We start from the raw sequence: 24,345 nt of genomic DNA on the forward strand, positions 1-24,345 counted from the left end.
CTGCTATTTTTGAGCAAAATCCAGAAATGCAGAGAATTCGGTATTATTATCTTATTAAAGTTCAGTATTTAGGTTATCGCTTACATGGCTGGCAAAAGCAGCCAAACCTTAAAACCGTAGAAGGTTTGATCACCAAAACCCTGCGCTATGTTATGCCAGAGGCCAAATACAAAATACTGGGTTGTAGCCGTACCGATGCAATGGTGTCTTCTAATGGTTCTGCTTTCGAGCTTTTTTTAGACGAAGAACCACTAGAAAATTTAGAAGAGTTTTTAGCGCTTTTCAATCTTAATCTTCCCCAGGATATCCGTGTTACCCATATTGAAGAAGTAGATGCGAATTTCAATATTATTCAGCATTCAAAGATTAAGGAATACGCTTATTTATTTTCCTTCGGAAGTAAAAACCATCCGTTTTGTGCTCCATTTATGGCTAACTTTCAGTTTGATCTGGATATCGAACTCATGAAGAAAGGTGCACAACTTTTTAATGGTACGCATAACTTCAGGAATTACTGTGTTCGGGTTTCAGAAAAAAGTACGTTTGAGCGAGAAATTTTAAAGGCTGAAATTGTCGAAAATCAACTTTACACTGCGAATTTTTTTCCGAAGCAATCATTTATATTCCATGTTCACGGAAAAGGTTTTCTACGCCACCAGGTTCGTTTAATGATGGGTGCTATGATTCAGCTTGGTCGAGGTGAATTCACCTTAAAAGACATCGAAAATAGTCTTTTAGAAGGGAACGATCACTTGCAAATGAACTATAGTGCGCCAGCAAGCGGACTTATCTTAAACGACATGCAATTTGAATAATATTAAGCTTCATTTTCGATGATTTTGAGGGCAATTTTTATGTCATTGTATGGTATTGCTTCTTCAAAATGTTCGAAATACGGCTTTAATTTATCAGGATCGCCCAATTCTTTTTTTGCTTTTTTAACCGCTTCAAGATCAGCTTTACTAATAAATTGGTTTAGATCGATATCTTCACCTTCATCGTAGAGTTTTAGAAGATGTGACATGATGGTAATTTCTGATAGTTCACGTTCCTTCGCAATTTCTTCAGGAGTTTTTCCTTCAGCATAAAGCTCGCCGGTAATTTTATAGGTTTTGCCTTTCTTTTGTGTTTTACGCGTGCGTTTTTGTTTAGAAAAAGATATGATCTCTTTGATAAAACGATAGCCATATTCTTCCATTTTCTTTCGTCCAACTCCGTTGATCAGCATAAAATCATCATCGGTCATTGGTCTGGCGCGCTCCATTTCTTTAAGCGTAGCATCGTTAAAAATAAGGTAAGCCGGAATTTCTTCTTCACGGGCAATTTCTAGCCTAAGTAGTCTAAGTTTCTCAAAAAGTGAATTTTCAGCAGTTGTTTTTTCTGAAGTTTTCCCAGTAGTTGCCGTTTGTAACTTGCGATCTGGAACTTTTGCCAGATGCACTTTTTTTCCTTCAAAAAGCACTTCTTTAGCGTGCTTCGTTAATTTTAATGCATTTCCTTGATGAAAGGCAATTTCAGCATACCCCAGATTTATAAGTTGTAAAATGTATTGTTGCCAGTTATTCCAGGAGATATCCTGGCCAATTCCGTATGTCTTTAAGCGATCATAATTTTTAGATAAGGTTTGCTCGTTTTGGCTACCTCGTAAAACATCTACTACAGTGGTAATTGGTTCCTTTCCTTTTAAACGATAGATGCAGGATAAAGCTTTTTGCGCTGCTACTGTGCCATCGAAAAATTGAGGCGGATTTTTACAAATATCGCAGTTCCCGCAATCCTCTTGTTTGATCTCGCCAAAATAACTCAGTAATATCTTTCTGCGGCAGGTTAGCGCTTCAGCATATTGCTTCATGCGGTCTAACTTAGCTACCTGGATATCCTTATTTTTAGTGTTTTCAGCAAAACGCTGTAATTGCACAACATCTGCATAACTATGAAAAAGCAAGGTGTCAGATGGTAAGCCATCACGACCTGCACGACCAATTTCCTGATAATAACCTTCCAGATTTTTAGGCATGTTGTAATGAATCACCCAACGAATATTCGATTTATCGATTCCCATCCCAAAGGCAACGGTCGCACAAATAATTTCTGTCTTATCGTTTATAAAATCATCCTGAATGCTTTCGCGCTCTTCATGTTTTAGTCCGGCATGATAAGCTTTTGCATCGAAACCTTTTTGCTGAAGTTTTTCAGCTAATTCTTCGGTGTTTTTTCGGCTTAAACAGTAAATGATCCCGCTCTCGTTGGGACGACTTTTAACGAACTTAGAAATCTGCTCAAAACGCTTAATTCCCTGGCGAACTTCCAGACTCAAATTTTTTCGGTCGAAAGAAGAAATATGCTTTTCGGCATCAGGAATATTAAGTTGCTGGCATATGTCATGTCTGGTGGCTTTATCTGCCGTTGCAGTTAAGGCTACAATTGGCGTTTTAGAAAATCGTTTCTTCAAATAACCAAGCTGAGTGTAAGCAGGTCTAAAATCGTGCCCCCAACTCGAGATACAATGCGCTTCATCGATAGCAATAAGGCTAATAGTTTCTTCGGTTAAGAAACGATCTAAAACCTGTAAACTTTCCGGAGCAATGTAAAGTAGCTTCAGTTCATTTTTGTCGATCTTCTGGAAAATACTTTCCTGGTCTGCAGCATCTTGACTACTATTTAGAAATTCGGCTTCAATTCCGTTTGCTTTCAATCCATCTACCTGATCTTTCATCAAAGCGATAAGCGGAGAAATTACGATGGTCAGTTTTGGCAAAAGAATAGCTGGTAGTTGGTAACAAATAGATTTACCGCCACCGGTTGGCATGATCACAAGATTATCGTTTCCGTCGAAGATCGATTGGATAATATTTTCCTGTAAAGGCCTAAAACTATCGTAACCAAAATATTCTTTTAGCGTGTTAAGCATCTGCTGTTTCTCCATAATTGCAAAGTTAAAAAAGAATGCAGGCCGTAAAAGCTGAAATTGAATTTTAGGCTGGTTTTGAATGATTATTATTACATTTAACATTAAAAACCTTTTATGGCTAAGAGCAAGAAGAAGCGACTTTCCCTGCGACGCCCCAAATCCAGTAAAGCGCTTAACCAGATCCCGGGAACGGTGACCTATGTTGGTAATAAAGAATCTAACGAAACTTTATTAGATGTCATTGATTTTAATGCTGAACATTATGAGCGTTTTCGATCTAAAAATCCGCAGGACGCTTTAAAGTTCGAGGATGAATCTAAAATTACCTGGATCAATATCGACGGACTTAACAATACCGAGGAAATCGAAAAACTTGGTAAATATTTCGAACTGCATCCATTAATTCTTGAAGATATCGCCAATACCAACCAAAGGCCAAAAATCGACGAATATCAGGATTATCTTTTCGTGGTGGCGAAAATGCTGTATTATAATGCTGATGGCACTTTACAAATAGAACATATAAGTTTAGTGATTGGGGAAGATTATGTGCTAAGCTTTCAGGAAGCCGGCGGTGATGTTTTTGATGGTGTAAGAGAACGAATTGAGCACAAAAAAGGCCGAATTAGAAACCGAAAAGCAGATTATTTAATGTTCGCTTTATTAGATGCGATCATCGATAATTACTTTATGGTTGTAGAGGATATTAGCGAGAAGATTGAAGGTTTTGAAGATCAGATCTTTTTAAATGATCAGGACGAAGATCTGGTTAGGGAAATTCAGGAATTAAAAAGAGCAATTGTAAGAATTAGACGATCGGTTTTTCCTTTGCGCGAAGTTCTGGGAAGATTAGAAAAGCTTAACCACCCGATAATCGATGAAAATACGGGTAATTATTTAAGAGATCTTGTAGATCATATAATTCAAATTTCAGAAAACATTGATATTTATCGTGAGATGATCTGGAGTTTAATGGATATGTACATGACTACGATAAGTAATAAAATGAACGAGGTAATGAAGGTTTTAACCATTATGGCCTCTATTTTTATTCCACTTACCTTTATAGCGGGTATTTACGGAATGAATTTTCAATATATGCCAGAATTGCAATGGGAATACAGTTATTTTGTGCTTTGGGGCGTGATGATTATTGTTTTCTTTGTGATGCTCTATTATTTTAAACGCAAAAAGTGGCTTTAAGCCGAATCTATAATCTAAATCAAACATCAAAAAATGATTAACCGTAAGTTGGCTGTTGCGATCTTAATTGCTGGCCTTTCGTTGAGTAGTTGTAAGAACGACAAAAATGAAAATGCTAAAGAGGATACTTCAAAAAACACCGAAAAAATGTCGAAAATGAATACTGCGTTCATAGGGACCTACACAAAAAAGGAAGGTCATGTAGATGGAAAAGCCGATGGGATACTAACGATAAAACAAGACCCTAAAACTGGGAAAATTAGTTTAGGGAAAACAGTTGCTGAAGTTATAAATCCTTCTTTCGTTAAACTTACCGGGGATAATAAATATCTCTATGCCGTTAGCGAATTAGGTGACAAAGACGGAGAATCGGGCTTTATACACAGCTTTCAGGTAAAAGAAAATGATAGCTTGATAGAAGTTGATAAGGTTTCTACTGAAGCTTTTGCGCCCTGCCATATCGAAATTGATAAGACCAACAAATTTGCTTTTGTATCTAATTACATGGGCGGAGTAGTGGTGATGTATCGCATTCAGCAGGATGGTAGTTTAGAAAAGCACGAGCAGTTAAACATGCCAAATTCAGATGAATCTCATACTCATTCGGTTTCAATTTCAGCAGATAACAAGCACGTATATATTTGTGATCTTGGTCTAGATAAGATCTGGATCTATGATCTTGATGCTGAAGAAAAAACAATTCAGAAAAACGAACAGGAATCGGTTTCTTTAGCCGAAGGTGCCGGGCCAAGACATTTTGCGTTTGGAAAGAACCAGAAGTTCGCTTACAGCATGAACGAGTTGAATAGCACTGTAAGTATTTTTAAAATTGAAGAAAATGGAGGTTTAAGTTTACAAAATTCAGTTTCCAGTATCCCTGAAGATTTCACTGAAAATAATAGCGGGGCAGATATTCATATCTCAGACTCTGGAGATTATTTATACGCATCTAATCGAGGACATGATAGTATTGCCATTTTTAAAATCGATCAGGAAACTGGCGAATTAGCGCATACAGGTTATGCAAGTACAAATGGGCAAACGCCTCGTAACTTCGCGATTTCTGAAGGTGATACTTATTTATACGCAGCCAATCAGGATTCTGGAGATATTCAGGCTTATAAGATCAATGAAGAAACAGGCGAGTTAGATGCTATTGGAGAGCCGGTTGCCATACCTACGCCGGTTTGCATTGAATTTTTAAAATAGAGCGCTAAAATGAACAAAATCAGGATTACAGGAATAATCTTTTTAATCGTAGGATTAGCGCTCACCTATTTTTTGAGAAACACTGAAGTTTATTTTTTCTCTGGGATCTTAATAGGAATAGGTTTGCTTTGGGCGATCACCGGAAAGACCAAGAGAACAAAAAAGAATAATAGTTAAACAAAAAAACCGGCTTTTTAGCCGGTTTTTTTATGTTTAGCATCTTTTAAAATTTAGTAATCTGTTTCGGCTTCTTCAACAACAAAAAAACCGTCATTTCCCTGTGCCTGGTATAAGGGCATAAATATTCTGGCATTCCAGTCACTTTCAATTTCTTCATCATTTTGAATAGCCAGTAGTTCTCCTTTTTCTATTTTCTGAAAATTCTCATATCCGGGCTGCATTTTAAAACTGTCTTCATCCGCTAATCCATGTCGATGTCTTATTTCAAAGGTTTTTTGATTTGGAGCATTTTTTTCAGAAAAGCGAGTCACACATTTTGGATAAGAAGGAATTTCCTCTAAATCAAGATCGCAGGCTTCTTTAAGAGCTAGCCAGATCATTCCTTCATGATTTTCTACAGATTCTTTAGCGGTATGTTGCCCGGCTTCAAAAACAAAGCCTGTAACACCAATTCTGGTTAAATAATGGTCTATGCACCCATAAACCAAATCGCTAAAACCTCTAATGATATAGGTTGGGAATCGATGTGCCCAGGCGTCGTTATCATTCTTCACCTGCACCGAAATATAAGGTGCACTGGCAGCAGAGGTGGTGTGACAATCCAGAAAGTATCGTTTGGTGAAATCTGCCTCGGGATATTGCTCCAATACTTCAATAATCTCCCACATTTCTTTTTGTTCGTGGGTTTCAGTTTTATGATTTTGGATATTTTCTTCAGTCCATGCACGATTTAGATCTTCGTCGATATATCTTTTGTTTTGATTAAGCGCAACTTTGTTTCCGGAGACTCCAACGATGGTGCCTTTAATTTCAGGTTTAGCTTGTTCCAGTTCTTTAAAAACTTTCAGTAGAGCTTTAACTCCGCTTGGTTCATTACCGTGTATTCCGCCAGAAATAAATAATAATGGACCTTTTTTTCCGCTGGTATAGGTTCCTAAGATTCTGGGAATTTCTTTTTCAAGTTCTTCATTCATATCAAAAAGATTTATTGGCACCGCTAAAGGGTGTAATACCCAGAGGTTTGCCTAGAAATTAAAAATTTGTTTGCAACGAATGCCTCGAGGGCTTGCCGCGAGTTAGTTTACTCCATCGTTGCTAGTACGCGATTCGACAATTTACCATCGTACATGTGTTTATAATTTAATTTCCTTTCGATGGCTTCGATAATTTCATCGGTAAAATCTGGCATTCCAATTTCGCTCATGTGATCTAGGCCGCCGGGACTTAAGACATTAATTTCGATCAATTTATCTTTAACCACATCCAGTCCAACAAAAAATAATCCGTCTCTAATAAGTTTTGGAGCGGTAAGGCTTACGATTCTTTCCATAGCTGGTGTAAGTTCACTGCTATCTGCTGTGGCTCCCTGTCTAAAATTACTACGGAATTCGCCTTCACCACTAACTCTTCTTATGATGGCTTTTTTGCCATCCCTGTCGATTACCCTACCATTCATAAGTAAAATTCTTACATCACCATCTTTTACAGCCGGTAAAAATTCTTGCGCGATGATGTAACCACTTTTACTTAAATGTTCAATGATTTGGTTAATGTTTTTTTCGTTCTCATCAATAAGATAAACATCTTCTCCGCCAGAGCCTTCTAAAGGTTTTAAAACCATTTTACAATCATGCTCTTCCCAAAACTTTAAGATATCTTCCTTACTTCTGGTGATTAATGAATCTGGTTTGATATCTGCTGGCAATTCTTCAAAATAAAGCTTATCGATAAATGCGTGAGATAGGGCATAGGCGTCATTTAAAACCAAGACGCCTTCTTGTTGTATCATTCTACCAAATGCTACCCCGGCTTGCTCTGCCCATTCACGACCAGATTCTTCTTCGGTAGGGTTATTCCTTATGAATAAGACATCCAGATCTTTTGCGCTTATCTTTTTCTTTTTTGCCTTGCTACTTTGCAAGATTTCCAGATACTTTTTAGGAGACTTAGTCTTAGTGGATTTTGGTACCTGGGTTGCAGAAACAGTAATAGGTTTATCATGGTGAAAATTAAAATCTCCTACACCCATTACCGAAACATCATGCCCACGCTCGTGAGCTTTGGTAATCAAAAACATAGATGTACCAGCGGTTTCAGATTGGATATCATTTAATACAAAACATATTTTCATTGTGTTGTCATTTGTGAGATGGGTAAACCATCTCTGATTAGGTTGAGTTTATTGGTTACGTCTTCGTCATTTAAATAGCTAGGCCGTAAAGCACCAGGTTTTAAAACACGACGTTCTGTTAGTTCTTCAATAATTTCGTTGTGTTTAAGAGAGAATTTTCCAGATAATAAAGGTTCGTATAATCCGCCATTTTGTAAATATTCTCTAAGCTGAACCAATCCTTTTAAATAGATTATATCTTTTAAAAATCCGCCACCCTGCATGATTCTGGAAACAATATTGAATGCACGCTCTGGAGAGAATCCATATTCGCTGTGTAGCAGTTTAAAGATGCTATGAAAATCGCCACCTGCAACTAAAGCCTGTCCTGCGATCACGCGCCCAGCCAAAGTTCTTAAACGATTGCCGGTAAGTCCGCCAACAAGATATTCGGCCATTACCGCTAATCCTTCCTGTAGAGGATCGTAATCTGCCAAACCAATACTCATTTGCTCCAAAGGTTGCCGGCTACCGTTAAAATAAGTGAGCACGTGAGTTCCCACTTCGTGCTGAATAAGCGCTTTGGCTTCGGTTTTATTCATTTTATAATCGTAGGGAATGTAAAGTTCGCCGTGTGAAACCATCATGACATTCACATCTTTTCTAATATGAACTTTACATTTAAAATGCTCGTCCTGCCCACGGAAATAATCAAATTCTCTTCTCGCTAAGCTGCTAAATGCTTTAGAGTCCAGTAGATTTTCAGCTTCAAATTCTTTCTCTGGAATAGCGTTTAGGATCTCTTTTGCAGATTCACATAGTGCAGTATCCACTCCCTTATGCAGTCTTATACTACTGTAGAAAAAGTTATTTGTACCACGCTCGCTAAGCATCGTAATTTGTTTGTCGAGCTCTTCTCGTTTTTCCCTAAAGATGTATGACATCGCAGGGTCGTCGATATCTTCGATCTTCAGATTATATAATTCACGCTTTAAAACATCTGGATCGATAGGTAACAATCTGTAATGGTAATCGAGTACTTTCTCGAAGTTAGATTCAAAAAATGTATTCTTTATATCTTGAATATTAGAAGGTGAAACCAACCATAAAAACTGATAAGAATGTTCGATTTTCGCCAGTTTTTTATCGATCTCAAAAACTTTTTCTTTTAGATATTTTCGGCCTAAAGCATTATAACTGGCTACTCCGCCAGAAGTTTGGATCCTTATATATTCGAATATCGATTTATGGATCGCTTTAATGATAAAGTCTTTAAAGTTTCTAAAAAATACCGGGTATAATTCACCATTTTCATCGCGATAAATAGGAGGAACTTCTAAACCCGTGATCAATGCGCCACACTTTTTTAATTTGTCGATACTAAGAAGGTCTGGTTCTCCCTCTGGCTGACGGTGAGGTGTATTTTTTATTTCTGCTTTTAAATAAATTCCGCTATAGGCCTTATTGATATCGTTTAATTCTTCGTTTAATTTTTGTAATGTATTAGGAAGTTTATTCTCTGGACCTTTAATTAAAAATGTGCTGCTATTTTCCTTACCGGCGTAAACTTCAAAAAGCATATACGATTTAAATAGCCCTGAAAGTTTATTTGCGATCTCAAACAACAGTTTCTGATAGCTTTCAAAATCTTTTGTACCAATGATGAGGTAAGAAGATTCGCTTATCACTAATCTAGCGGTGCCTGGGTCTTTATCTTTATGTCTATAAATTATTAAGTAGGGAAGTTCTTTTTCTATGTGTAAAATTCCTCCTCCTGGAAGTGAGCAATTAATTTCTTCCTCTTTATCTATTCTTGTTAAAACTTCATTAATTGAATTTTCTGTAATCTCTGAAAATTCCAACATAATTTGCAGGGTTTTTAATTTTTTGGTTCTAAATAAGTTGATCGATAGCCTGCTATACCACGATAATTCTTAAATATGGTATTTTAGCGCTTACTTAAATTTAAGTATTTAATATGCTGAATATTAGCAGGATTTTAAATTTGACTTTTATTTAAGAGCTTTTGTAAAACTTGTGAAATAATTTATGGAACGGTTTTAGCAATATTTGAGAAAAAATTGAGTTATTTGTATAAGTTATAGTCATTTTACCTTTAACTTACATTGATAAAACAAAATAGAAGATTATAGGTTGATTTTATGGTCGCGATTAACCAAACCTTATAATTTCCAACTTTAAGCGACTTAGAAAAAGCTTTAGTTAACCGCTAAAGCTTTTTTGTTTTCCAGAATGTTCTCTTGCGATCAAATATTACGTAATTAATAATTTAGAAATATATTATTATTAATTTGTTAATATTGAGTGTTATTAATATTTAATTCTTAAATTTATCTTTGTCGTAAATAATTGATATGAAAAAGAAGGGGGCAATTCTGAAATGATAGTCACACCCCCTTTTTTAGTATCGATAAGATAAAGAATTAGCCAGGGGATGGAGTTGGAGGAACTGCATCCTTTTCTTTTTTTATATACAATTAGAAATTTAATGAGATTCTGCCTCAATTATTGTAATTCAATTAAAACTTCGCAATGTGCTGTTTAACAGTTGTTTTTAATTAGGTACACCATTACATTGCGTAAGAAAGCTTCTTTAATATTTATTATCCTCGATTATTTATCTTAAATTTGTACGTATTTCGATGGTTTTGCCCATTATTTTCTAACCAATTCGCTTTGATTTTAGCACAACGGGCAACTTAGATTAATCAATAATCAAGATTTAAATCTATCACACGGAGTTACTTAGGTAAAAAGCAGTTACTTTTATTTGCTTCAAAATTCCGAGAAATTGATAGTGGTAGGATTATTGTTTAATAACTTCAGAATGTTTAGCTGAATGATTAATTTCTTCAGCATAAAAAAGAATAGTAATCTAAATTTATATATGGCAGACACTTTTTCTAAAAGACAAAAAGAAAAAAAGAAATTATTAAAGAAGAAATTAAAAGCTCAACGTAGAGAAGAGCGTAAGCAAGATAACGATAAGGGGAAAGACTTTGAGGATATGATTGCTTATGTAGATGCGAACGGAAACCTTACAGATACGCCGCCAGATGAGCAGCAAAAAGTTGAGGTAAGTGCAGAGGATATCGATCTTAATTACCAAAGGGAGACGAAAACAGATACTAGAGATACTGGAGTAGTAATTTCGTTTTTCGAGAATAAAGGTTTTGGATTTATTAAAGATGATGTTTCAGGAGATAACATTTTTGTGCATCATCTAGATTCGATCAAACCTTTATCAGAACGAATGAAGGTAAGCTTTAAAAAAGAACGTTCTCCTAAAGGATTTCAGGCAACTTCAGTAGAAGTTATAGATTAAAGACAAATGATATATTTCTTATAAATGGCTTTTCGTGAAAACGGAAAGCCTTTTTTAATTATAGTTTTTTGAATTCAGGATATATAAATGGTAGATTTCGCAATTAAATTTTATTTTTTTTGAGCCCGAATTAAGAGCGCTTTAACTGAATTACTTATTTTTGAGTATGACAAATTTCGAAGAGATCAACAAACATACCTTTGGCGTTTTATTCAACGCAGTTTCTGAAGGTATTATCGTTATTAACACCAACCAGATCATTGTTGCCTCTAATCAATCTGCAGACGAAATTTTTGGTTTTTCTACAGGAGAATTGAAGGGAGAGCACCTGGATATACTTATTCCGAAGAAAAAGCATGAAGTTCACCATGCGCATATGGAAAAGTATCTTAATCACAAGACTCATCGGCAAATGGGGCAGGGCCGAGATCTATTTGGTACTAGAAAAGATGGAAGCACTTTTCCTGTAGAAGTAGGCTTAAATCCTTTTGAGCTGAAAGGAGATTCTTATGTAATGGCTGTGGTTATTGATATTACTCTTCGAAAACAGCAGGAGCAGGAAATATTGAAGCTTAATAATGAGCTGGAATCCAGAATCGAGAAACGAACGCAGGAATTACAAATTGCAGTAAAAGGTCTTGAGGAGGAAGTTATCAAAAGAAAAGCGGCAGAAAATAAGATCAAAGAATCTTTGCGAAAAGAAAGAGAATTGAACGAATTAAAGACCAAATTTCTTTCGCTGGTATCACATGAGTTTAAAACACCTTTAAGCGGGATATTAACCTCTACAACACTTATTGGTAAGTATACTGAAACCGAGCAGCAGCATAAGCGCGAAAAGCATTTAAAAACTATTGCAGGCAAAGTAAAATACTTAAATAATATTCTTGATGATTTTTTAAGTGTAGAACGCCTAGAAACCGGAAAGGTAAATTACAAGTATTCTCATTTCCCAATTACAAAGACACTTAACGAAGTAATTTACGATGCGAATATGTTGCTAAAGGAAGGGCAGGAAATTCTTTATCCCAAGCAAATAGATGATATCGTTCTATATTTTGATGATAAAATATTAGAGCTTATTTTAACGAATCTTATCAACAACGCTATTAAATATTCACCCGAGAATTCGGTTATCGAAGTCGAGAGTTATGAAGAAGGCGATGTGGTGCATGTTTTAGTAAAAGACCAGGGAATAGGAATTCCAGAAAATGAGCAGAAACATATCTTTAACCGGTATTTTAGAGCCGAAAATGCATTAACCAATCAAGGAACAGGTATTGGTTTAAATATCATTAAAAGTCATTTAGAGAACCTTGGTGGAAAAATTACTTTTAAGAGTAAGCAAGACCAGGGAAGTACCTTTCATGTACAGATACCAAAACAATAAAAACCTCCAAAAATTATGATACTTCTTATAGAAGATGATACAGTCTTACGTGAGAACACCGCTGAAATTTTAGAATTACAGGATTACGAAGTCATTACCGCTCCAAACGGTAAAATAGGAATTGAAAAAGCAATTAAGCACGTTCCAGATATCATAATTTGTGATATTATGATGCCAGAAGTAGATGGTTATGGTGTGTTACAGGCATTGTCTTCTAACACCGAAACACATCACATTCCTTTTATTTTTCTTTCAGCAAAAACAGAACATAAAGAGATTAGAAGGGGAATGAATATGGGTGCCGACGATTATCTTACTAAACCTTTTGATGAAGAAGAATTAGTAGAAGTAATAGAAACCAGGCTTAAAAAGGCCAATTTGGTCTCTCAGGTTTTTGTGGCACAAGCTCCAGACGATTCAAATCCTGAAGAGGATATTCGAAATTTGAACGAACTGAAGAACTTTTTTGATGACGAGGGTGAAGACCAGGAATTCAAAAAAAAAGATAGTATTTACGAAGCTGGCGATCACTCTAACTATGTGTATCTAATTTTAGAAGGGACGATTAAAACCTTTCAACGAGATGAAGAAGGAAAAGAACTGGTTACGGGATTGTATAAGCCAGATGATTTTTTAGGCTTTACATCTTTAGCTGAAAACTATCCTCACCAGGAGTCTGCAGTAGCAGTAGAAAATACCAAACTCGTAAGAATTTTGAAATATAAATTGAAAGAGGTTCTAGAACAGAATAAAAATGTGTCTTTAGAACTTATAAATATGCTTTCTGATAATCTTTCTTTGATCAAACAGCAGTTGTTGATTATGGCTTATAGTACAGTTCGTAAAAAAACAGCACAAACCATACTTCAGTTTGTAGATATTTTAGGTAAAAAACCAAACGAAGATATTCGTATAACACGATCTGATCTTGCCAGTGTAGCTGGTATTGCTATCGAAACCTTAATTAGAACCCTTTCTGCCTTTAAGAAAGAAGGACTTATTGAAATTGAAGGTAGAGTGATACGAGTTTTAGATCTTCATAAATTAGAAATGGTCGACTAAAATTTTAGCTAAAAACCTACAATATTGATCTACGGTTTTGTAGGTTTTTGGATTATTTTTTTCATTCGATCTCTCCATTTTTCATTGGATATTTAGGTTTAAAGTAAAAACCTGACGCCAGTCATATTTTTGCAGGTTAAACGGCTTTAATATTGCAGAAAAATGCAGAGATGATCAATATACTTTTGCCTACAGATTTTTCTGACAATTCCTGGAATGCGATGGTCTATGGGATTAATTTTTTTAATACTACAGAAGTTCATTTTCACATTTCACATATTTTGGATGAAGATGGAGCTAATGACGAATCTACGCGAAATAGCGCTTTATACAAATTGCAAGCCTTTTTGACACGACTTAGAAAGATAGCTAATACCAAACTTCATAAATTTTCATTTTCGATACAGGAGACTTCTTTTGTTTGTGGTTTACGCAAAATTATAGAAGACGTTAATGTTAATTTGATCATCATGGGAACGCTTGGAGCCAGTCTGGACCAGCAATCTTTAGTAGGCAAAAATACGACGGCTGTAATTTCACGAATTAAATGCCCAATATTGGTTGTTCCGGAAGAGGCGACTTATAAAAAGCCTCAAAATATCGCTTTTCCAACAGATTTTTATGTGACCTATAAAGCTCGAATATTGCGAGGATTAAAATTTGTAAGTAATTGTCATCAATCAAAACTAAAAGTACTTTACTACGCTAAAAAAAGTGAAGAGCTTACCACTTCGCAAAAATCGAACAGAGATTTTTTAAAAGAACAACTTTCTGATATTCATCATGGATTTTATTATTCAATTAATGACTCTTTGGAAGATGCAATGCAGTTATTCGTAAAAAGTAAAGATGTTCAGCTTATTATGATGATGGGGAAAAACTTAAACTACTTCGATCAATTGTTATTTTATCCCGTCTCTAAAGCACCAAAATATTTCAAAAAAATCCCATTTTTCGTATTACACGAATAATTTAATAGCTAAAGTATAGCAGTTGTTTCTCCTAAATGAAATGATATATTTTCAGCTTGCTTCATGTATTTAAAAAAAACGATATGAAAAAGGTCGAATCTTAAGATTCGACCTTGATATTTCAGATAATCTAAGTTTTTCTTAGTTGGCTACATCAATAAGTTCGATATCGAATATTAGCACAGATCCACCAGGGATCCCGCGAAAATCAGAAGAACCATATCCTAGGTGTGCTGGTACAAATAGTGTCCCGCTACCACCTTCACTAAAGTATGTGATACCTTCGGTCCAACCTGGGATAACTTGTCTTAAGCCAAACGTAGCGCCAGAATCGGTACTTTGGTCAAAGATATTTCCATTTAAAAAATAACCTCTATAAGCTACTGTTACGGTGCTGCTGGTTGTAGGTTGTTCGCCTGTACCTTCTTCTTCAATAATATAATAGAGTCCGGAATCTGATGTTTGAGCTTCTAAGTTATTTGCTTCTAAATAATCCTGAATTTCCTGATCATTTATCTCACGATAATCAGTTATTTGTTCATCATCGTCTCCGCAGGAAATTAAGAAAAGACAAATAAAGGCAAAGTATAAAGTTTTCATTTTGAAAATATAAAAGTTAGGTTTCAAAATCATTATATATGATCGACGCAAAAATGCTTATAAATTTTGAAATTAGGTAAGGTAAATGAGATTAAATTTTTTTTACACCACCCCTTGTAAGAAAATAATGTTTTTAAAGTTTAGGGGAAAAATAGGAATAAAAATGTACTTTCTCATAAAAAGAAAAAGCTTCACATTACTGTGAAGCTTTCATTTTCTAGTAGCGAGACCGAGATTTGAACTCGGGACCTCCGGGTTATGAACCTACTCAAATAGCTATATAAAACAAACTAAAATATATTAAATGATATGATTATCAGTCATTTAAATAATTTATGGTATTATTTAAATAGTGTTAAAATCAAATTATTCTGTACCTATTCTGTACCCATTCTGTACCCTTTTTTAAACTAATTAATTATATTTATATAGTTCTAATTAATTGAATATGTCTAATATAAAAATTGTTTTAAGGAAAAATAAGATAAGAAAAGATGGCAGAATTCCTCTTGCATTGAGAATTACTGAAAATTACAAAACGAATTACAAGTGGATTGGTCAATATGTTTTCGAGAAGGATTGGGATAAAAAAGCAGGAAAAGCAAAGAGAAGTCATCCAAATTCACAAAAGCTAAACAATTTTTTAATGAAGAAATTGAGCGAAGTGAATGACATATTTTTTGAATCTAAAGATCAGGTTAGTCCGAAACAGGTAAAGCAAAAACTAAAAGGAACCTACGGACAGAAATCTTTTTTTGAACTTGCCGCAGAACGTATTATGGAAAAATATGAAAGAGGAACATTTTCCGTCGCTAAGGCTGAATTATCTATTCTTTATAACCTCGAGGAATTTTTAAATCTAAAAAGGAGTAAAAATAAATTAGCCGTTATTAAGTCAATAAATGAGCGCCGCTTGCACCGAATTAGTGAGGCTAGACTTAACAAATATAGCTGGTTAGATGGTGTAGCTTATTTTAGAAATATTAAGGCTCTAGCGTTCCGGGATATTGATGAAGTTTTTATTAATAAATATAAAACATTTTGTCATTCTTACTTAGGGCAAAAAACCAGAACTATTACTAATCAACTTATTTTGATTAGAACTCTTTTCAATTTAGCCATTAAGGAAGGAATTGTTGAGCGAAAATTTTACCCTTTTGCTGGCGATAAGGAAAGAATTAGAATTGGTTCTGGTAATAAGATAGGATTGAGTACAGAAGAGATTGAGAAAATAGAAAAACTAAAGTTGGAGAAAAATAGCTCTATTTGGCACACTCATAATGTATGGTTATTTTCTTTTTATTTTGCCGGGATTCGTATTTCTGACGTTGTCAAAATAAAATGGTCGGATTTTAAGGATAATCGACTTTATTATATAATGAGTAAAAATGAAAAAGCACTCAGCCTTAAGATACCTGCGAAGGCAAAAAAGATTTTAGAACACTACAAAAAAGAGAAAAAACTCAATAAAGGTTATGTTTTTCCATTCCTTAGAAATACGGATACTAGTGATGCTGAACAAATCTATATACGAACAAAAAGTGTTACTAAGGTCTTTAATAAATGCCTAAAACAAATTGCAAAAGAATGTGAGATTGAAAAAAACTTATCTAATCACATCGCTAGGCATAGCTTTGGTAATATAGCGGGTGATCGTATTCATCCTTTAATGTTACAAAAGCTCTATCGTCATAGTGATTTAAAAACCACTTTGAATTATCAAGCCAATTTCATTTACCGAGATGCGGATGATGCACTTGATGAAGTTATTAATTTTTAGACTTTGTAGAATTAAAAAACTAGTACAATTTAAATTTTAGTAATATTCAAAATTGTAGAAGTTGAATATAAGTGTTTTATAATCAATAGTTTTTACCAAAATTAAACACGCAAAATATCCCTTCCCATAAGACTACGGCATAAACCACTCGATACCTCGCTTTTTATTCCGTTTCCTTCTGGTGTGGAATTTTGTCTTGCGTTTGTGATGCGGTTAAAATTATTGTTTAACTAAATTCACTTTATTATGTATTTATCAAATCTTCAACAAGACAATCTTTATGTACCTAATGAAATCTTATCCTTAGATTTACTTACAGGTTATCCTTCAAGAAAAGGCCTCGAGAATGCCATTTTATGTAATGGGAAAATTGTAAATGTAGTTTCGAAAAGCTATGGCCACCTATCAAATAAAATATTCTTTGAAAAAGCGGAACGTATGCTACAAGAAGCAGGATTAAGCTTTCTAAAACGTAGTATTAATCGTAACGATCGATCTTTTGTACTCGATCTGATCATTAAGAATAAAAACCAGTTTGAGGTTAAAAATGAAAATGATCAGATCTTGCCTATGCTGAGGTTTACGAACTCTTACGATGGAAGTGAGAAAACCAACGGGCATTTTGGATTCTATAGAAAAGTATGTGGTAATGGCTTACATGTGGCAGATACTTCAATAGCTTTTTCAGTAAGACATACCAGAAATAATACTGAACTGGTAATGCCTAAAATGAGCGACCTATTCGATAAATTTATCGAGAATGAGTACTATAGCGTGGTTTCTAAATTCCGAAAACTACAGTCTATTCAGCTATTAGATACCAAGCAATTCGTAAAAGATGTTGTAGAGCATATGAACTTGTTTAGATATGAATGCAGTGATAAAAATCCTGAGCCTTCAAAGAAATCCAAAGAGGTATTAAATATCCTATCACAAGAATCTAAATTGCTTAACGAAGAACCTAATTTTTGGTTAGGCTATAATGCTTTAAATCACGTTTTACACACCAGACTTAAAAAAAGTTTTCAGCAACAAAAGCGTCTGGATCAAAAGTTATTTGATACTGTTTTAGAAATGGTATAGTGTTTTAAGGTTTATCCAGTACCTTAAACTGGATTTTTTTGATTTATTTTCAGAGAGATATGTATTGATATTCAATCTGAATAGTAAAGTTGGGGACACAAACATTTTAAGAATTAAAAAACCAAACCCTGAAATGTCAGGGTTTGGCTATGTATTAAATTTCAATAAGGTTGTTTTTATAAGTCCTTGTTGCTCAATCATGCACTAGGTGTGGCCACTTGTTTTCCGCTACTAAAAATTTAGAGAATATATTTATAAATTCTATGAATGGCTATCATAATTGATTTGCAAACAGGAAGTCTGTTTATTTACTGCTTACGCATATAGATATTACCTGAAATGGTTTCAAGCTTAGTTTTTTGATCACCATTACTAACAATCCCCTGAACCCGACTGGAAACTGTTGGTTTGTTAGTATCGATATTCATGTCGATGTCAAGATCGGAATATATAGTTCCAGTAAGTGTTTTAGCATCTATTTTAGCTTTTCTCATGGTCACATCCAAATTTCCGCTAATCGTTTTTAAAGCGAGCTCTCCCTCATACTTTTTCAATTCTACACTTCCCGAGATAAGGTCAGTTTCCAGTTTGCCTGAAAAATTTTCAGAAATAACATTACCCGTGATGCTTTTTATTTTGAGTTCACTGTTTATAGGCACGTAAACCAAATAATTGATTTCAGTTTTTTGATCACTATTATTGAGCATGATATTGTTCCTTTTCTTGAAGTAATCTCCGAAATCTGACGAGATGTACATCTCTCCGGAAGATTCTTCCGTTTTCAAATTATAATCTTCATTACCTTTCCCATTCTCAACAAGAACGCTGGCCTTGATGTTGACTTCCTTTTTATCCCATTGGATGACTTTTATATCAGAAGCAAATTTGAAGTTTAAACTGATCTTTTGGATTTCAGATACGTTATAACTTTCTTCGACTTTCCGTTGTGCCTGGATAACCGAAGTAAAAAGAATGATGAGTGTACATGCGATAAATTGTTTCATAATGTTCATTTTTTGATTGATTTAAAATTTTACTTTTTTCTTAGATAGATATTACCAACGGAAGCTTTCAAAGCTATTTTTACACCTCCTTTATTGATATTTCCAGTAATTGATTTTTGACCACCTACGGCTTTAAGACCATCCTCTCTGGGTTTGATCAGGTGAAAATTGGTGAATACCGATCCCATAGTGGAATCTAATTCTACGGAGGCTTTAGTATTCGAAGGTAGGCTTACATCGATCATCCCGGTAGAGGAAGTAATGGAAATCGGAGCGCTCTGATCAACACTACTAAAGATGGCATCAATATTACCGGTAGAGCTATGTGCTGTTATAGGGCCTGTCACATTTGTTAATTTAATATAGCCTACAACAGTATTAATCTCCAGTTCGTTAGTTAGATCTTCAATGATCACATTGCCTAAATTCCCGGTTTGTAGTTTTATTGCTATGGAAGCAGGTATGGTAAGTGTTAAGCCCTTACGGTTATAGAATGATTTAAGGTCACTAATTCTTAAGACTTCTCCATCAATTTCTATATACATACCTAGTCCGGTATTGTCCTCGCCACCGGCATAAATGGCCTTCAGACCTTTGGCTTTTTCATCGATTGAAACATCTTCATCTTCCCATGTAGATTCTGTTTCTTCAGAATCAGTGCAGTTATAACAGCCCTCTTTAAGGATCAGTTGATCGGTTGTTCCCTTTTTAATAGCGATGGAGGTATTACTTTCGATTTCAATTCTTGAAATTCCTTTTAGTGATTTTTTGAACTCCGTCTGGGCATTAGCTACTAAACCTACCATAAGCATAAAGGCAAGGTATAATACATTTGATTTTTTCATTTTTTTCTTATGTTTTGATTGATTATAAAAGTTGTGCAAGTCCCTGGTTTACCTGATATTTTACGTATTCTGGTACCTCAGGCTGATTCAATAGTTTTTTCATCGGAGTCACCGAACGTTCATCTTTTACATGGGCAAGAAATTGTATGACCGCAATTTGAACTTCAGGATTTTCTTCGGTTTCCAAAGCAGCTATAAAAGCATCTCTTACCAACTGATTCTCTTGAAATCTCGAAAGGGAAGCAGCTGCAGCCAGTCTAACATTGATGTTGTCATCTTTTTGTAATCTTCCGATGATCGCATTCAATACCTGATTATCCGGCATATTAATTTCTTCCGTATAATTGACCGCCTGTATTCTTTTGCTCGCAGAGCGATTGTCGAGCATGGCTAAAGTCATATTCGTCTTAAGCTGCTGCGACTGTTCCTGTAGCTGGACGATTTGCGTTTGAGCTGATACTGTTCCGCGATATTCTCCATAAATATAGCCGGCAAGTAAGAGTAGGATGGAAGCAGCAATTTGAAAAGCTGTTTTCCAGGACAATAACTTTACATTGGGTTCCTGAATTTTTAATTCCTTCTTTTCCTTTTGTAGCATATCCTCAAAGGAGGAGAAGTGTCCTGGCTGTGGTGTTTTTGCTGGGAATTTATTGATCGTCTTGTCAAGAATTTTGATTTGATCAATCTCTTTTCTACAGGATTCACATTTTGCCAGATGCTCTTCGAAGTCCTGGGTTTCCGCTATCGAAAGTTCTCCTTCCAGATAATCGAAGATTCGTAGTTCTATTTCTTTACAATTCATATTTCAACAGATTCAAAAAACAATTTTTTTAATTTCTTTAAAGCTCGGTGTGCTTTTATTTTAACCGCATTTTCGGTACTCCCCAAAATTTCCGCTATCTGCAGATAGCGCATTTCCTGAAAGCGACTAAGCACTATAATCTCTCGTTCTTCAGGATTCAATTTTTTCATTACCAACTGCAATTTGAGGATATCATCATGCTTGTCCTCATCTTCTTTAAGTAGATGAACTTCCGTCCGTTCCTCATGATCATATCGCTTTTTTTGAGTTTTAAAATGATCATAGCTAAGATTACGAGCGATCCGGAATATCCAGGAATTAAACTTTCCTCCCTGATATGATTTCCGATACTTGATGGCTTTATAAAAAGTGGTCTGCATTAAATCCTCACAGGTATCACTATCATGAATCATCTGAATGAAAAAATTATAGATCCACTGATGATAGCGTTCGTAAAGTATCCGCATATAATCCAGATCATCCTTAGCAACCATGCTCATCAATTCTTCGTCGGTTAGGTTTTTCAAGTTTTTGATGGTGTTGTTTACTATAAAGACTTTGGTTTTTTAAAAAGGTTTCAGGCAAGCTATTTTTTATAATCAAATAAATATAAAGAGGCATAAAAAGACTGATGAAATAAAGCATCAAAAGCACCGCTTTGCAGAAAGTAATATAGAATTTTGATTTTCGCTGAAAACGTCAAATATTTTATAAAGCCCTGCTAAAAATTGTCTTCATTCTTTTTCTGTAGTATCTTAAATCAAAAAGAATAAAAAGGATGGGAACAAAAAATGTGGTAAGGATATTAATGGGATCGGCAATGCTTTTTGCCGGAATAGCACATTTTACTTTTAAAAGAAAAGAATTTCAGGCACAGGTGCCAAGGTGGTTGCCAACCAATCAAAAAGTAATGGATCTCACCGTGCTTTCTTCTGGAATTGTAGAGATCATTTTAGGCTTGTTGATGATACTTTGGAAGCAAAAGCGCATAAGCACTGGCTTGATGTTGGCCTTGTTTTATATTCTTATTTTTCCGGGGAACCTATCCCAGTATATGAATAAAATCGATGCTTTTGGGCTGGATACAGATACCAAGCGCTTTATCCGTTTGCTATTTCAACCAGTATTAGTATATGGAGCTTTATGGTCAACAGGAGCTGATAGGTATCTGGTTGAAAAATGTAGTAAATAAAAACCTTCTACGCTATAATCGAAATAACCAGCCCAAAATTTAGGCTGGTTATTTTGCTTTAGTTTCTACGTCGTCGTTTCTTTTTTCGCCATGGCGCATTTTTCTGCCAATCACCGGCCATAATGCTTCCATAAGGAATCACTTCATCTAAAACTTGCCCAAGTTTAAACTCTGTCATTTGATCTCGAACAACTGATGCTGGTTTATATGCACTTGGTAGTTCAGAGATATCGATCTCCTTGGAATAAAAACGAATATCGAGATCCCGGGTTTCTTTCCTAAAAATGTCAAGATCGCTCAAATCTTCCAGATTTCTTTTATGCTGGGTTCTACTCATATTTCGTCCTGCACCGTGAGGGGCAAAACCTAAATTGGTATCAGTAGTCGCACCCTCAACAATTAGAACTGGTTCTGCCATATTCATTGGGATTAATCTTGGTCCTGTAATGTCGGGCATAAAACTTTTATCTAAGGGTGTTGCTCCCTTTGCATGATAAAAGGTATCCTCATCTTTAAAGACAAAGTTATGTTCATTCCAATATCTATCTTGAACTTCTTTTTCAATCTTTTTTGCTACAGCATCATGGATAAGCTCATGGTTTAACTTTGTCCATTTTCGAATGACTTGTAAAGCATCCCAATAATCCTGGCCTTCTTCACTATCATAAGGAATCCATGCATTTTGTTTTAAAGTTTCCGGAGAAAGTAATTTTCTATACCGTTCTGCAATGGTCATTCCCTTGGCATACAAACGGGCACCCGGCCCTCTGGAGCCATGATGTGTTATCATCATCGTATTTCCAGTTTTTCCAGATTGACCAACAAATAGGAAATGATTACCGTCTCCCTGAGTTCCCAAATGTTCCCTTGCAATGGATAGACTTTTAGGATCGCAAAGAAATTCATTGGCTTTAAAGGCGTCCATTAGCTCATCCGGTAATTGAAACTGGTGTCCTCTTGGTCGTCCTCCGGGACCAAAATGAGTAGACTCATGGGCTGCATCCAAAACTTGCTTTGGTTCTATAGTTCCAAAATCTGTCAGCATTACCGAGCAACAAATATCTGCACTATGCATACCAGGATGAATTGTATTTTTAGTCGCTACAATTCCACCTACAGGAATAGTACCTATTGGTCCTGCAGGACATGCATCAGGCATAACAGCTCCTCCGATTACTGTTGGTGTTCGCATTACCTGATCCATAGTTTCTTTAACTTTCTGTATATTCTCTCTTTCAAGTTCTGTCTCAGCAGAGATATTTAAACTATATGGAACAGGTTGATCAAATAAAAATTTTTGTTCTGGAAGTTTAAATTGCTCCAGATAGTTTTCTATTTCTGTTTTTGTAAGACCGTTCTCATTAATATGCTCTAAAGCTTTTCGATACCATTTTGCAGGTGGATATCCCATAGCCTTTAGATCATGACCGGTAATTCTCATTGATTGTTCCATTGCTATTTAATTTTAATTAAGCTCCGTCACCTCCAAACCTATGACGGAGCACTACAGTAGAAATACATTTCATAGGTATTTCCTTTTCTACAAAACAAATATGCATGCACAACTACGCATTCTTTTTGCGTAGTTGTAAAAAAGAATTATTTTTCATTAAAAATTTCCATAATGGCTGTCACTAAAAATGCCTTGATCCGCTATAAAACAATCGATAGATGCCTGCAAAACCATTATCGAAAATGGACGCTTGAAGATCTTATCGAAGCTTGCAGCAATGCTTTGGTGGAATTTGAAGGAAGGGACATCAATGTGAGTAAAAGAACCTTGCAACTCGATATTCAAATGCTCCGTAGCGATAAACTTGGATATAATGCCCCTATTGAAGTTTATGAGAAAAAATACTATCGCTATAGTGACCCCACGTACACCATTACCGATATTCCGCTGAATGAAAGTGATATGAATGTACTTTCTGAAACAATGAATATGCTTAAACAATTTCAGGATTTTTCCTTGTTTTCAGAGTTTAAAGGGATATTAAATAAATTGGAAGATAAAATATATACGGCTAAACATCACAAATCGGCTATTATCCACTTAGATAAAAATACCGATTTAAAAGGATTGCAGTGGCTAGACGAATTATACCAGGCAATTTTAAAACAGGTAGTGTTACAAGTCATGTATCAGTCGTTTAATGCTGACTATCCGGTAGAGATTGAATTTCATCCCCATCTGTTGAAGGAGTTTAATAATCGTTGGTTTTTAATCGGTAGAAAAACAGAGAATTCCAAAGTGATCACATTTGCTCTCGATCGTATTCTAGGTATAGACTATGACTTTAGTACAGATTATATTCCCATTCATTATGATGCTGATGAAATGATCTTATCATTTTACGAACCCCTTCTCTAGGTAAGGATTTGCGACGTTTTTTTACAATTTGAATAACTTGTCTTTCCAGTTCCAGGCGTTTTATTTCTCTAGACTGGTATTTATAAAAGGCATCTCTTTTGAGTCCAAAACAAGCACAGATAGTTGTGAGCGAAGCAAATCCATTACACTTAATTTTAGCTTTGATTAAGGCTTGGTATTTAGTTTTTTTTTGAGTTCAATGACACTCTTATAGCCTAGTTTATCAGCAGCTACTTCCAGATAGGATTCTTCAACCATCGCATCAAGATCTTTCTTGAGCAATAGT

22 protein-coding genes are annotated in these 24,345 nt (G+C 35.2%); 12 read left to right on the forward strand and 10 right to left on the reverse strand.

Features of this window, described 5'->3' with window-relative positions; translation table 11 throughout:
• The first annotated feature begins 26 nt into the window (after window positions 1–26).
• Complete coding sequence (gene truA / locus BM201_RS16350; protein WP_092544574.1) at window positions 27–815, forward strand: tRNA pseudouridine(38-40) synthase TruA; 789 nt, start codon at window positions 27–29, stop codon at window positions 813–815.
• Between the two features lie 2 nt (window positions 816–817).
• Here truA and recQ read toward each other — a convergent pair whose 3' ends face one another.
• Window positions 818–2,926 carry a DNA helicase RecQ gene (gene recQ, locus BM201_RS16355; protein ID WP_092544623.1) on the reverse strand — a complete coding sequence of 703 codons (2,109 nt, stop codon included), beginning with the start codon at window positions 2,924–2,926 and terminating at the stop codon, window positions 818–820.
• Window positions 2,927–3,025: 99 nt separating this feature from the next.
• Here recQ and corA point away from each other — a divergent pair, with 99 nt between their 5' ends.
• From corA to BM201_RS18170, 3 genes are read left to right on the forward strand one after another with little or no spacing between them, the layout of a single operon-like run.
• Entirely contained in the window at window positions 3,026–4,114 is a 1,089-nt protein-coding gene (corA, locus tag BM201_RS16360; RefSeq protein ID WP_092544576.1) for a magnesium/cobalt transporter CorA, read from the forward strand.
• Window positions 4,115–4,147: 33 nt separating this feature from the next.
• Window positions 4,148–5,323 (forward strand): lactonase family protein, encoded by a 1,176-nt coding sequence (locus tag BM201_RS16365; protein WP_092544578.1) that lies wholly within the window; start codon window positions 4,148–4,150, stop codon window positions 5,321–5,323.
• A 9-nt stretch (window positions 5,324–5,332) separates the two neighbouring features.
• Entirely contained in the window at window positions 5,333–5,500 is a 168-nt protein-coding gene (locus tag BM201_RS18170; RefSeq protein ID WP_175487069.1) for a hypothetical protein, read from the forward strand.
• 53 nt (window positions 5,501–5,553) lie between these two features.
• On the opposite strand, the gene BM201_RS16370 is transcribed toward BM201_RS18170, so the two are convergent.
• The 3 genes from BM201_RS16370 to BM201_RS16380 all read right to left on the reverse strand — a co-directional run bounded on the left by BM201_RS16370 (window position 5,554) and on the right by BM201_RS16380 (window position 9,478).
• The gene (locus BM201_RS16370; RefSeq protein ID WP_092544580.1) at window positions 5,554–6,477 is read right to left on the reverse strand and encodes a succinylglutamate desuccinylase/aspartoacylase domain-containing protein; all 924 of its coding nucleotides are present in this window, start codon (window positions 6,475–6,477) and stop codon (window positions 5,554–5,556) included.
• 107 nt (window positions 6,478–6,584) lie between these two features.
• Window positions 6,585–7,634 (reverse strand): glutathione synthetase, encoded by a 1,050-nt coding sequence (locus tag BM201_RS16375; RefSeq protein WP_092544582.1) that lies wholly within the window; start codon window positions 7,632–7,634, stop codon window positions 6,585–6,587.
• On the reverse strand, window positions 7,631–9,478 hold the full coding sequence (locus BM201_RS16380) for a peptidase MATCAP family protein (protein WP_092544584.1): 1,848 nt from the start codon (window positions 9,476–9,478) through the stop codon (window positions 7,631–7,633). Before BM201_RS16380 ends, BM201_RS16375 begins: the two co-directional genes overlap by 4 nt.
• Window positions 9,479–10,521: 1,043 nt before the next feature.
• On the opposite strand from BM201_RS16380, the gene BM201_RS16385 reads away from it, so the two are divergent.
• The 4 genes from BM201_RS16385 (at window position 10,522) to BM201_RS16400 (ending at window position 14,382) form a co-directional block, all read left to right on the forward strand.
• On the forward strand, window positions 10,522–10,959 hold the full coding sequence (locus BM201_RS16385) for a cold-shock protein (RefSeq protein ID WP_092544586.1): 438 nt from the start codon (window positions 10,522–10,524) through the stop codon (window positions 10,957–10,959).
• 166 nt (window positions 10,960–11,125) lie between these two features.
• Complete coding sequence (locus BM201_RS16390) at window positions 11,126–12,349, forward strand: PAS domain-containing sensor histidine kinase (protein WP_175487070.1); 1,224 nt, start codon at window positions 11,126–11,128, stop codon at window positions 12,347–12,349.
• Between the two features lie 15 nt (window positions 12,350–12,364).
• On the forward strand, window positions 12,365–13,411 hold the full coding sequence (locus tag BM201_RS16395) for a response regulator (RefSeq protein ID WP_092544590.1): 1,047 nt from the start codon (window positions 12,365–12,367) through the stop codon (window positions 13,409–13,411).
• Between the two features lie 170 nt (window positions 13,412–13,581).
• Entirely contained in the window at window positions 13,582–14,382 is an 801-nt protein-coding gene (locus tag BM201_RS16400) for a universal stress protein (RefSeq protein ID WP_139219267.1), read from the forward strand.
• A 141-nt stretch (window positions 14,383–14,523) separates the two neighbouring features.
• Here the strand turns inward: BM201_RS16400 and BM201_RS16405 are convergent, their stop codons facing one another.
• A complete protein-coding gene (locus BM201_RS16405; protein WP_092544625.1) occupies window positions 14,524–14,982 on the reverse strand; it encodes an FKBP-type peptidyl-prolyl cis-trans isomerase in 459 nt (152 codons plus the stop codon).
• Between the two features lie 448 nt (window positions 14,983–15,430).
• Here BM201_RS16405 and BM201_RS16410 point away from each other — a divergent pair, with 448 nt between their 5' ends.
• Window positions 15,431–16,762: a tyrosine-type recombinase/integrase gene (locus BM201_RS16410; protein ID WP_092544627.1), complete on the forward strand. Its 1,332-nt coding sequence runs from the start codon at window positions 15,431–15,433 to the stop codon at window positions 16,760–16,762.
• A 246-nt stretch (window positions 16,763–17,008) separates the two neighbouring features.
• A complete protein-coding gene (locus BM201_RS16415) occupies window positions 17,009–17,845 on the forward strand; it encodes a DUF932 domain-containing protein (RefSeq protein ID WP_092544594.1) in 837 nt (278 codons plus the stop codon).
• Window positions 17,846–18,153: 308 nt separating this feature from the next.
• On the opposite strand, the gene BM201_RS16420 is transcribed toward BM201_RS16415, so the two are convergent.
• The 4 genes from BM201_RS16420 to BM201_RS16435 are packed head-to-tail and all read right to left on the reverse strand — an operon-like array spanning window position 18,154 to window position 21,023.
• A complete protein-coding gene (locus tag BM201_RS16420; RefSeq protein WP_092544596.1) occupies window positions 18,154–18,849 on the reverse strand; it encodes a DUF4097 family beta strand repeat-containing protein in 696 nt (231 codons plus the stop codon).
• A 29-nt stretch (window positions 18,850–18,878) separates the two neighbouring features.
• Window positions 18,879–19,694, reverse strand: coding sequence for a DUF4097 family beta strand repeat-containing protein (locus tag BM201_RS16425; RefSeq protein ID WP_092544598.1), 816 nt, complete (start codon window positions 19,692–19,694; stop codon window positions 18,879–18,881).
• 22 nt (window positions 19,695–19,716) lie between these two features.
• Window positions 19,717–20,496, reverse strand: a complete 780-nt coding sequence (locus BM201_RS16430) for a HEAT repeat domain-containing protein (protein WP_092544600.1) — start codon at window positions 20,494–20,496, stop codon at window positions 19,717–19,719.
• Window positions 20,493–21,023, reverse strand: a complete 531-nt coding sequence (locus BM201_RS16435; RefSeq protein ID WP_092544602.1) for an RNA polymerase sigma factor — start codon at window positions 21,021–21,023, stop codon at window positions 20,493–20,495. Before BM201_RS16435 ends, BM201_RS16430 begins: the two co-directional genes overlap by 4 nt.
• A gap of 251 nt (window positions 21,024–21,274) precedes the next feature.
• On the opposite strand from BM201_RS16435, the gene BM201_RS16440 reads away from it, so the two are divergent.
• The gene (locus BM201_RS16440; RefSeq protein ID WP_092544604.1) at window positions 21,275–21,688 is read left to right on the forward strand and encodes a DoxX family protein; all 414 of its coding nucleotides are present in this window, start codon (window positions 21,275–21,277) and stop codon (window positions 21,686–21,688) included.
• A gap of 58 nt (window positions 21,689–21,746) precedes the next feature.
• Here BM201_RS16440 and BM201_RS16445 read toward each other — a convergent pair whose 3' ends face one another.
• Window positions 21,747–23,141: an RtcB family protein gene (locus BM201_RS16445; RefSeq protein WP_245758680.1), complete on the reverse strand. Its 1,395-nt coding sequence runs from the start codon at window positions 23,139–23,141 to the stop codon at window positions 21,747–21,749.
• A 171-nt stretch (window positions 23,142–23,312) separates the two neighbouring features.
• On the opposite strand from BM201_RS16445, the gene BM201_RS16450 reads away from it, so the two are divergent.
• Window positions 23,313–24,059 carry a helix-turn-helix transcriptional regulator gene (locus BM201_RS16450; RefSeq protein WP_092544606.1) on the forward strand — a complete coding sequence of 249 codons (747 nt, stop codon included), beginning with the start codon at window positions 23,313–23,315 and terminating at the stop codon, window positions 24,057–24,059.
• Window positions 24,060–24,345 lie beyond the last annotated feature (286 nt).

It is taken from the genome of Zunongwangia mangrovi, assembly GCF_900112105.1.
Lineage (GTDB): Bacteria > Bacteroidota > Bacteroidia > Flavobacteriales > Flavobacteriaceae > Zunongwangia > Zunongwangia mangrovi.

Excerpts from the sequence above, each read along its gene's own strand:
- BM201_RS16395 (WP_092544590.1), top strand. The coding sequence starts at position 12,365 with ATGATACTTCTTATAGAAGATGATACAGTCTTACGTGAGAACACCGCT.
- BM201_RS16430 (WP_092544600.1), bottom strand. The coding sequence starts at position 20,496 with ATGAATTGTAAAGAAATAGAACTACGAATCTTCGATTATCTGGAAGGA.
- BM201_RS18170 (WP_175487069.1), top strand. The coding sequence starts at position 5,333 with ATGAACAAAATCAGGATTACAGGAATAATCTTTTTAATCGTAGGATTA.
- BM201_RS16380 (WP_092544584.1), bottom strand. The coding sequence starts at position 9,478 with ATGTTGGAATTTTCAGAGATTACAGAAAATTCAATTAATGAAGTTTTA.
- BM201_RS16375 (WP_092544582.1), bottom strand. The coding sequence starts at position 7,634 with ATGAAAATATGTTTTGTATTAAATGATATCCAATCTGAAACCGCTGGT.
- BM201_RS16370 (WP_092544580.1), bottom strand. The coding sequence starts at position 6,477 with ATGAATGAAGAACTTGAAAAAGAAATTCCCAGAATCTTAGGAACCTAT.
- BM201_RS16410 (WP_092544627.1), top strand. The coding sequence starts at position 15,431 with ATGTCTAATATAAAAATTGTTTTAAGGAAAAATAAGATAAGAAAAGAT.
- BM201_RS16425 (WP_092544598.1), bottom strand. The coding sequence starts at position 19,694 with ATGAAAAAATCAAATGTATTATACCTTGCCTTTATGCTTATGGTAGGT.
- BM201_RS16445 (WP_245758680.1), bottom strand. The coding sequence starts at position 23,141 with ATGGAACAATCAATGAGAATTACCGGTCATGATCTAAAGGCTATGGGA.
- truA (WP_092544574.1), top strand. The coding sequence starts at position 27 with ATGCAGAGAATTCGGTATTATTATCTTATTAAAGTTCAGTATTTAGGT.
- BM201_RS16440 (WP_092544604.1), top strand. The coding sequence starts at position 21,275 with ATGGGAACAAAAAATGTGGTAAGGATATTAATGGGATCGGCAATGCTT.
- BM201_RS16450 (WP_092544606.1), top strand. The coding sequence starts at position 23,313 with ATGGCTGTCACTAAAAATGCCTTGATCCGCTATAAAACAATCGATAGA.
- corA (WP_092544576.1), top strand. The coding sequence starts at position 3,026 with ATGGCTAAGAGCAAGAAGAAGCGACTTTCCCTGCGACGCCCCAAATCC.
- BM201_RS16400 (WP_139219267.1), top strand. The coding sequence starts at position 13,582 with ATGATCAATATACTTTTGCCTACAGATTTTTCTGACAATTCCTGGAAT.
- BM201_RS16365 (WP_092544578.1), top strand. The coding sequence starts at position 4,148 with ATGATTAACCGTAAGTTGGCTGTTGCGATCTTAATTGCTGGCCTTTCG.
- recQ (WP_092544623.1), bottom strand. The coding sequence starts at position 2,926 with ATGGAGAAACAGCAGATGCTTAACACGCTAAAAGAATATTTTGGTTAC.
- BM201_RS16415 (WP_092544594.1), top strand. The coding sequence starts at position 17,009 with ATGTATTTATCAAATCTTCAACAAGACAATCTTTATGTACCTAATGAA.
- BM201_RS16420 (WP_092544596.1), bottom strand. The coding sequence starts at position 18,849 with ATGAAACAATTTATCGCATGTACACTCATCATTCTTTTTACTTCGGTT.
- BM201_RS16390 (WP_175487070.1), top strand. The coding sequence starts at position 11,126 with ATGACAAATTTCGAAGAGATCAACAAACATACCTTTGGCGTTTTATTC.
- BM201_RS16405 (WP_092544625.1), bottom strand. The coding sequence starts at position 14,982 with ATGAAAACTTTATACTTTGCCTTTATTTGTCTTTTCTTAATTTCCTGC.
- BM201_RS16385 (WP_092544586.1), top strand. The coding sequence starts at position 10,522 with ATGGCAGACACTTTTTCTAAAAGACAAAAAGAAAAAAAGAAATTATTA.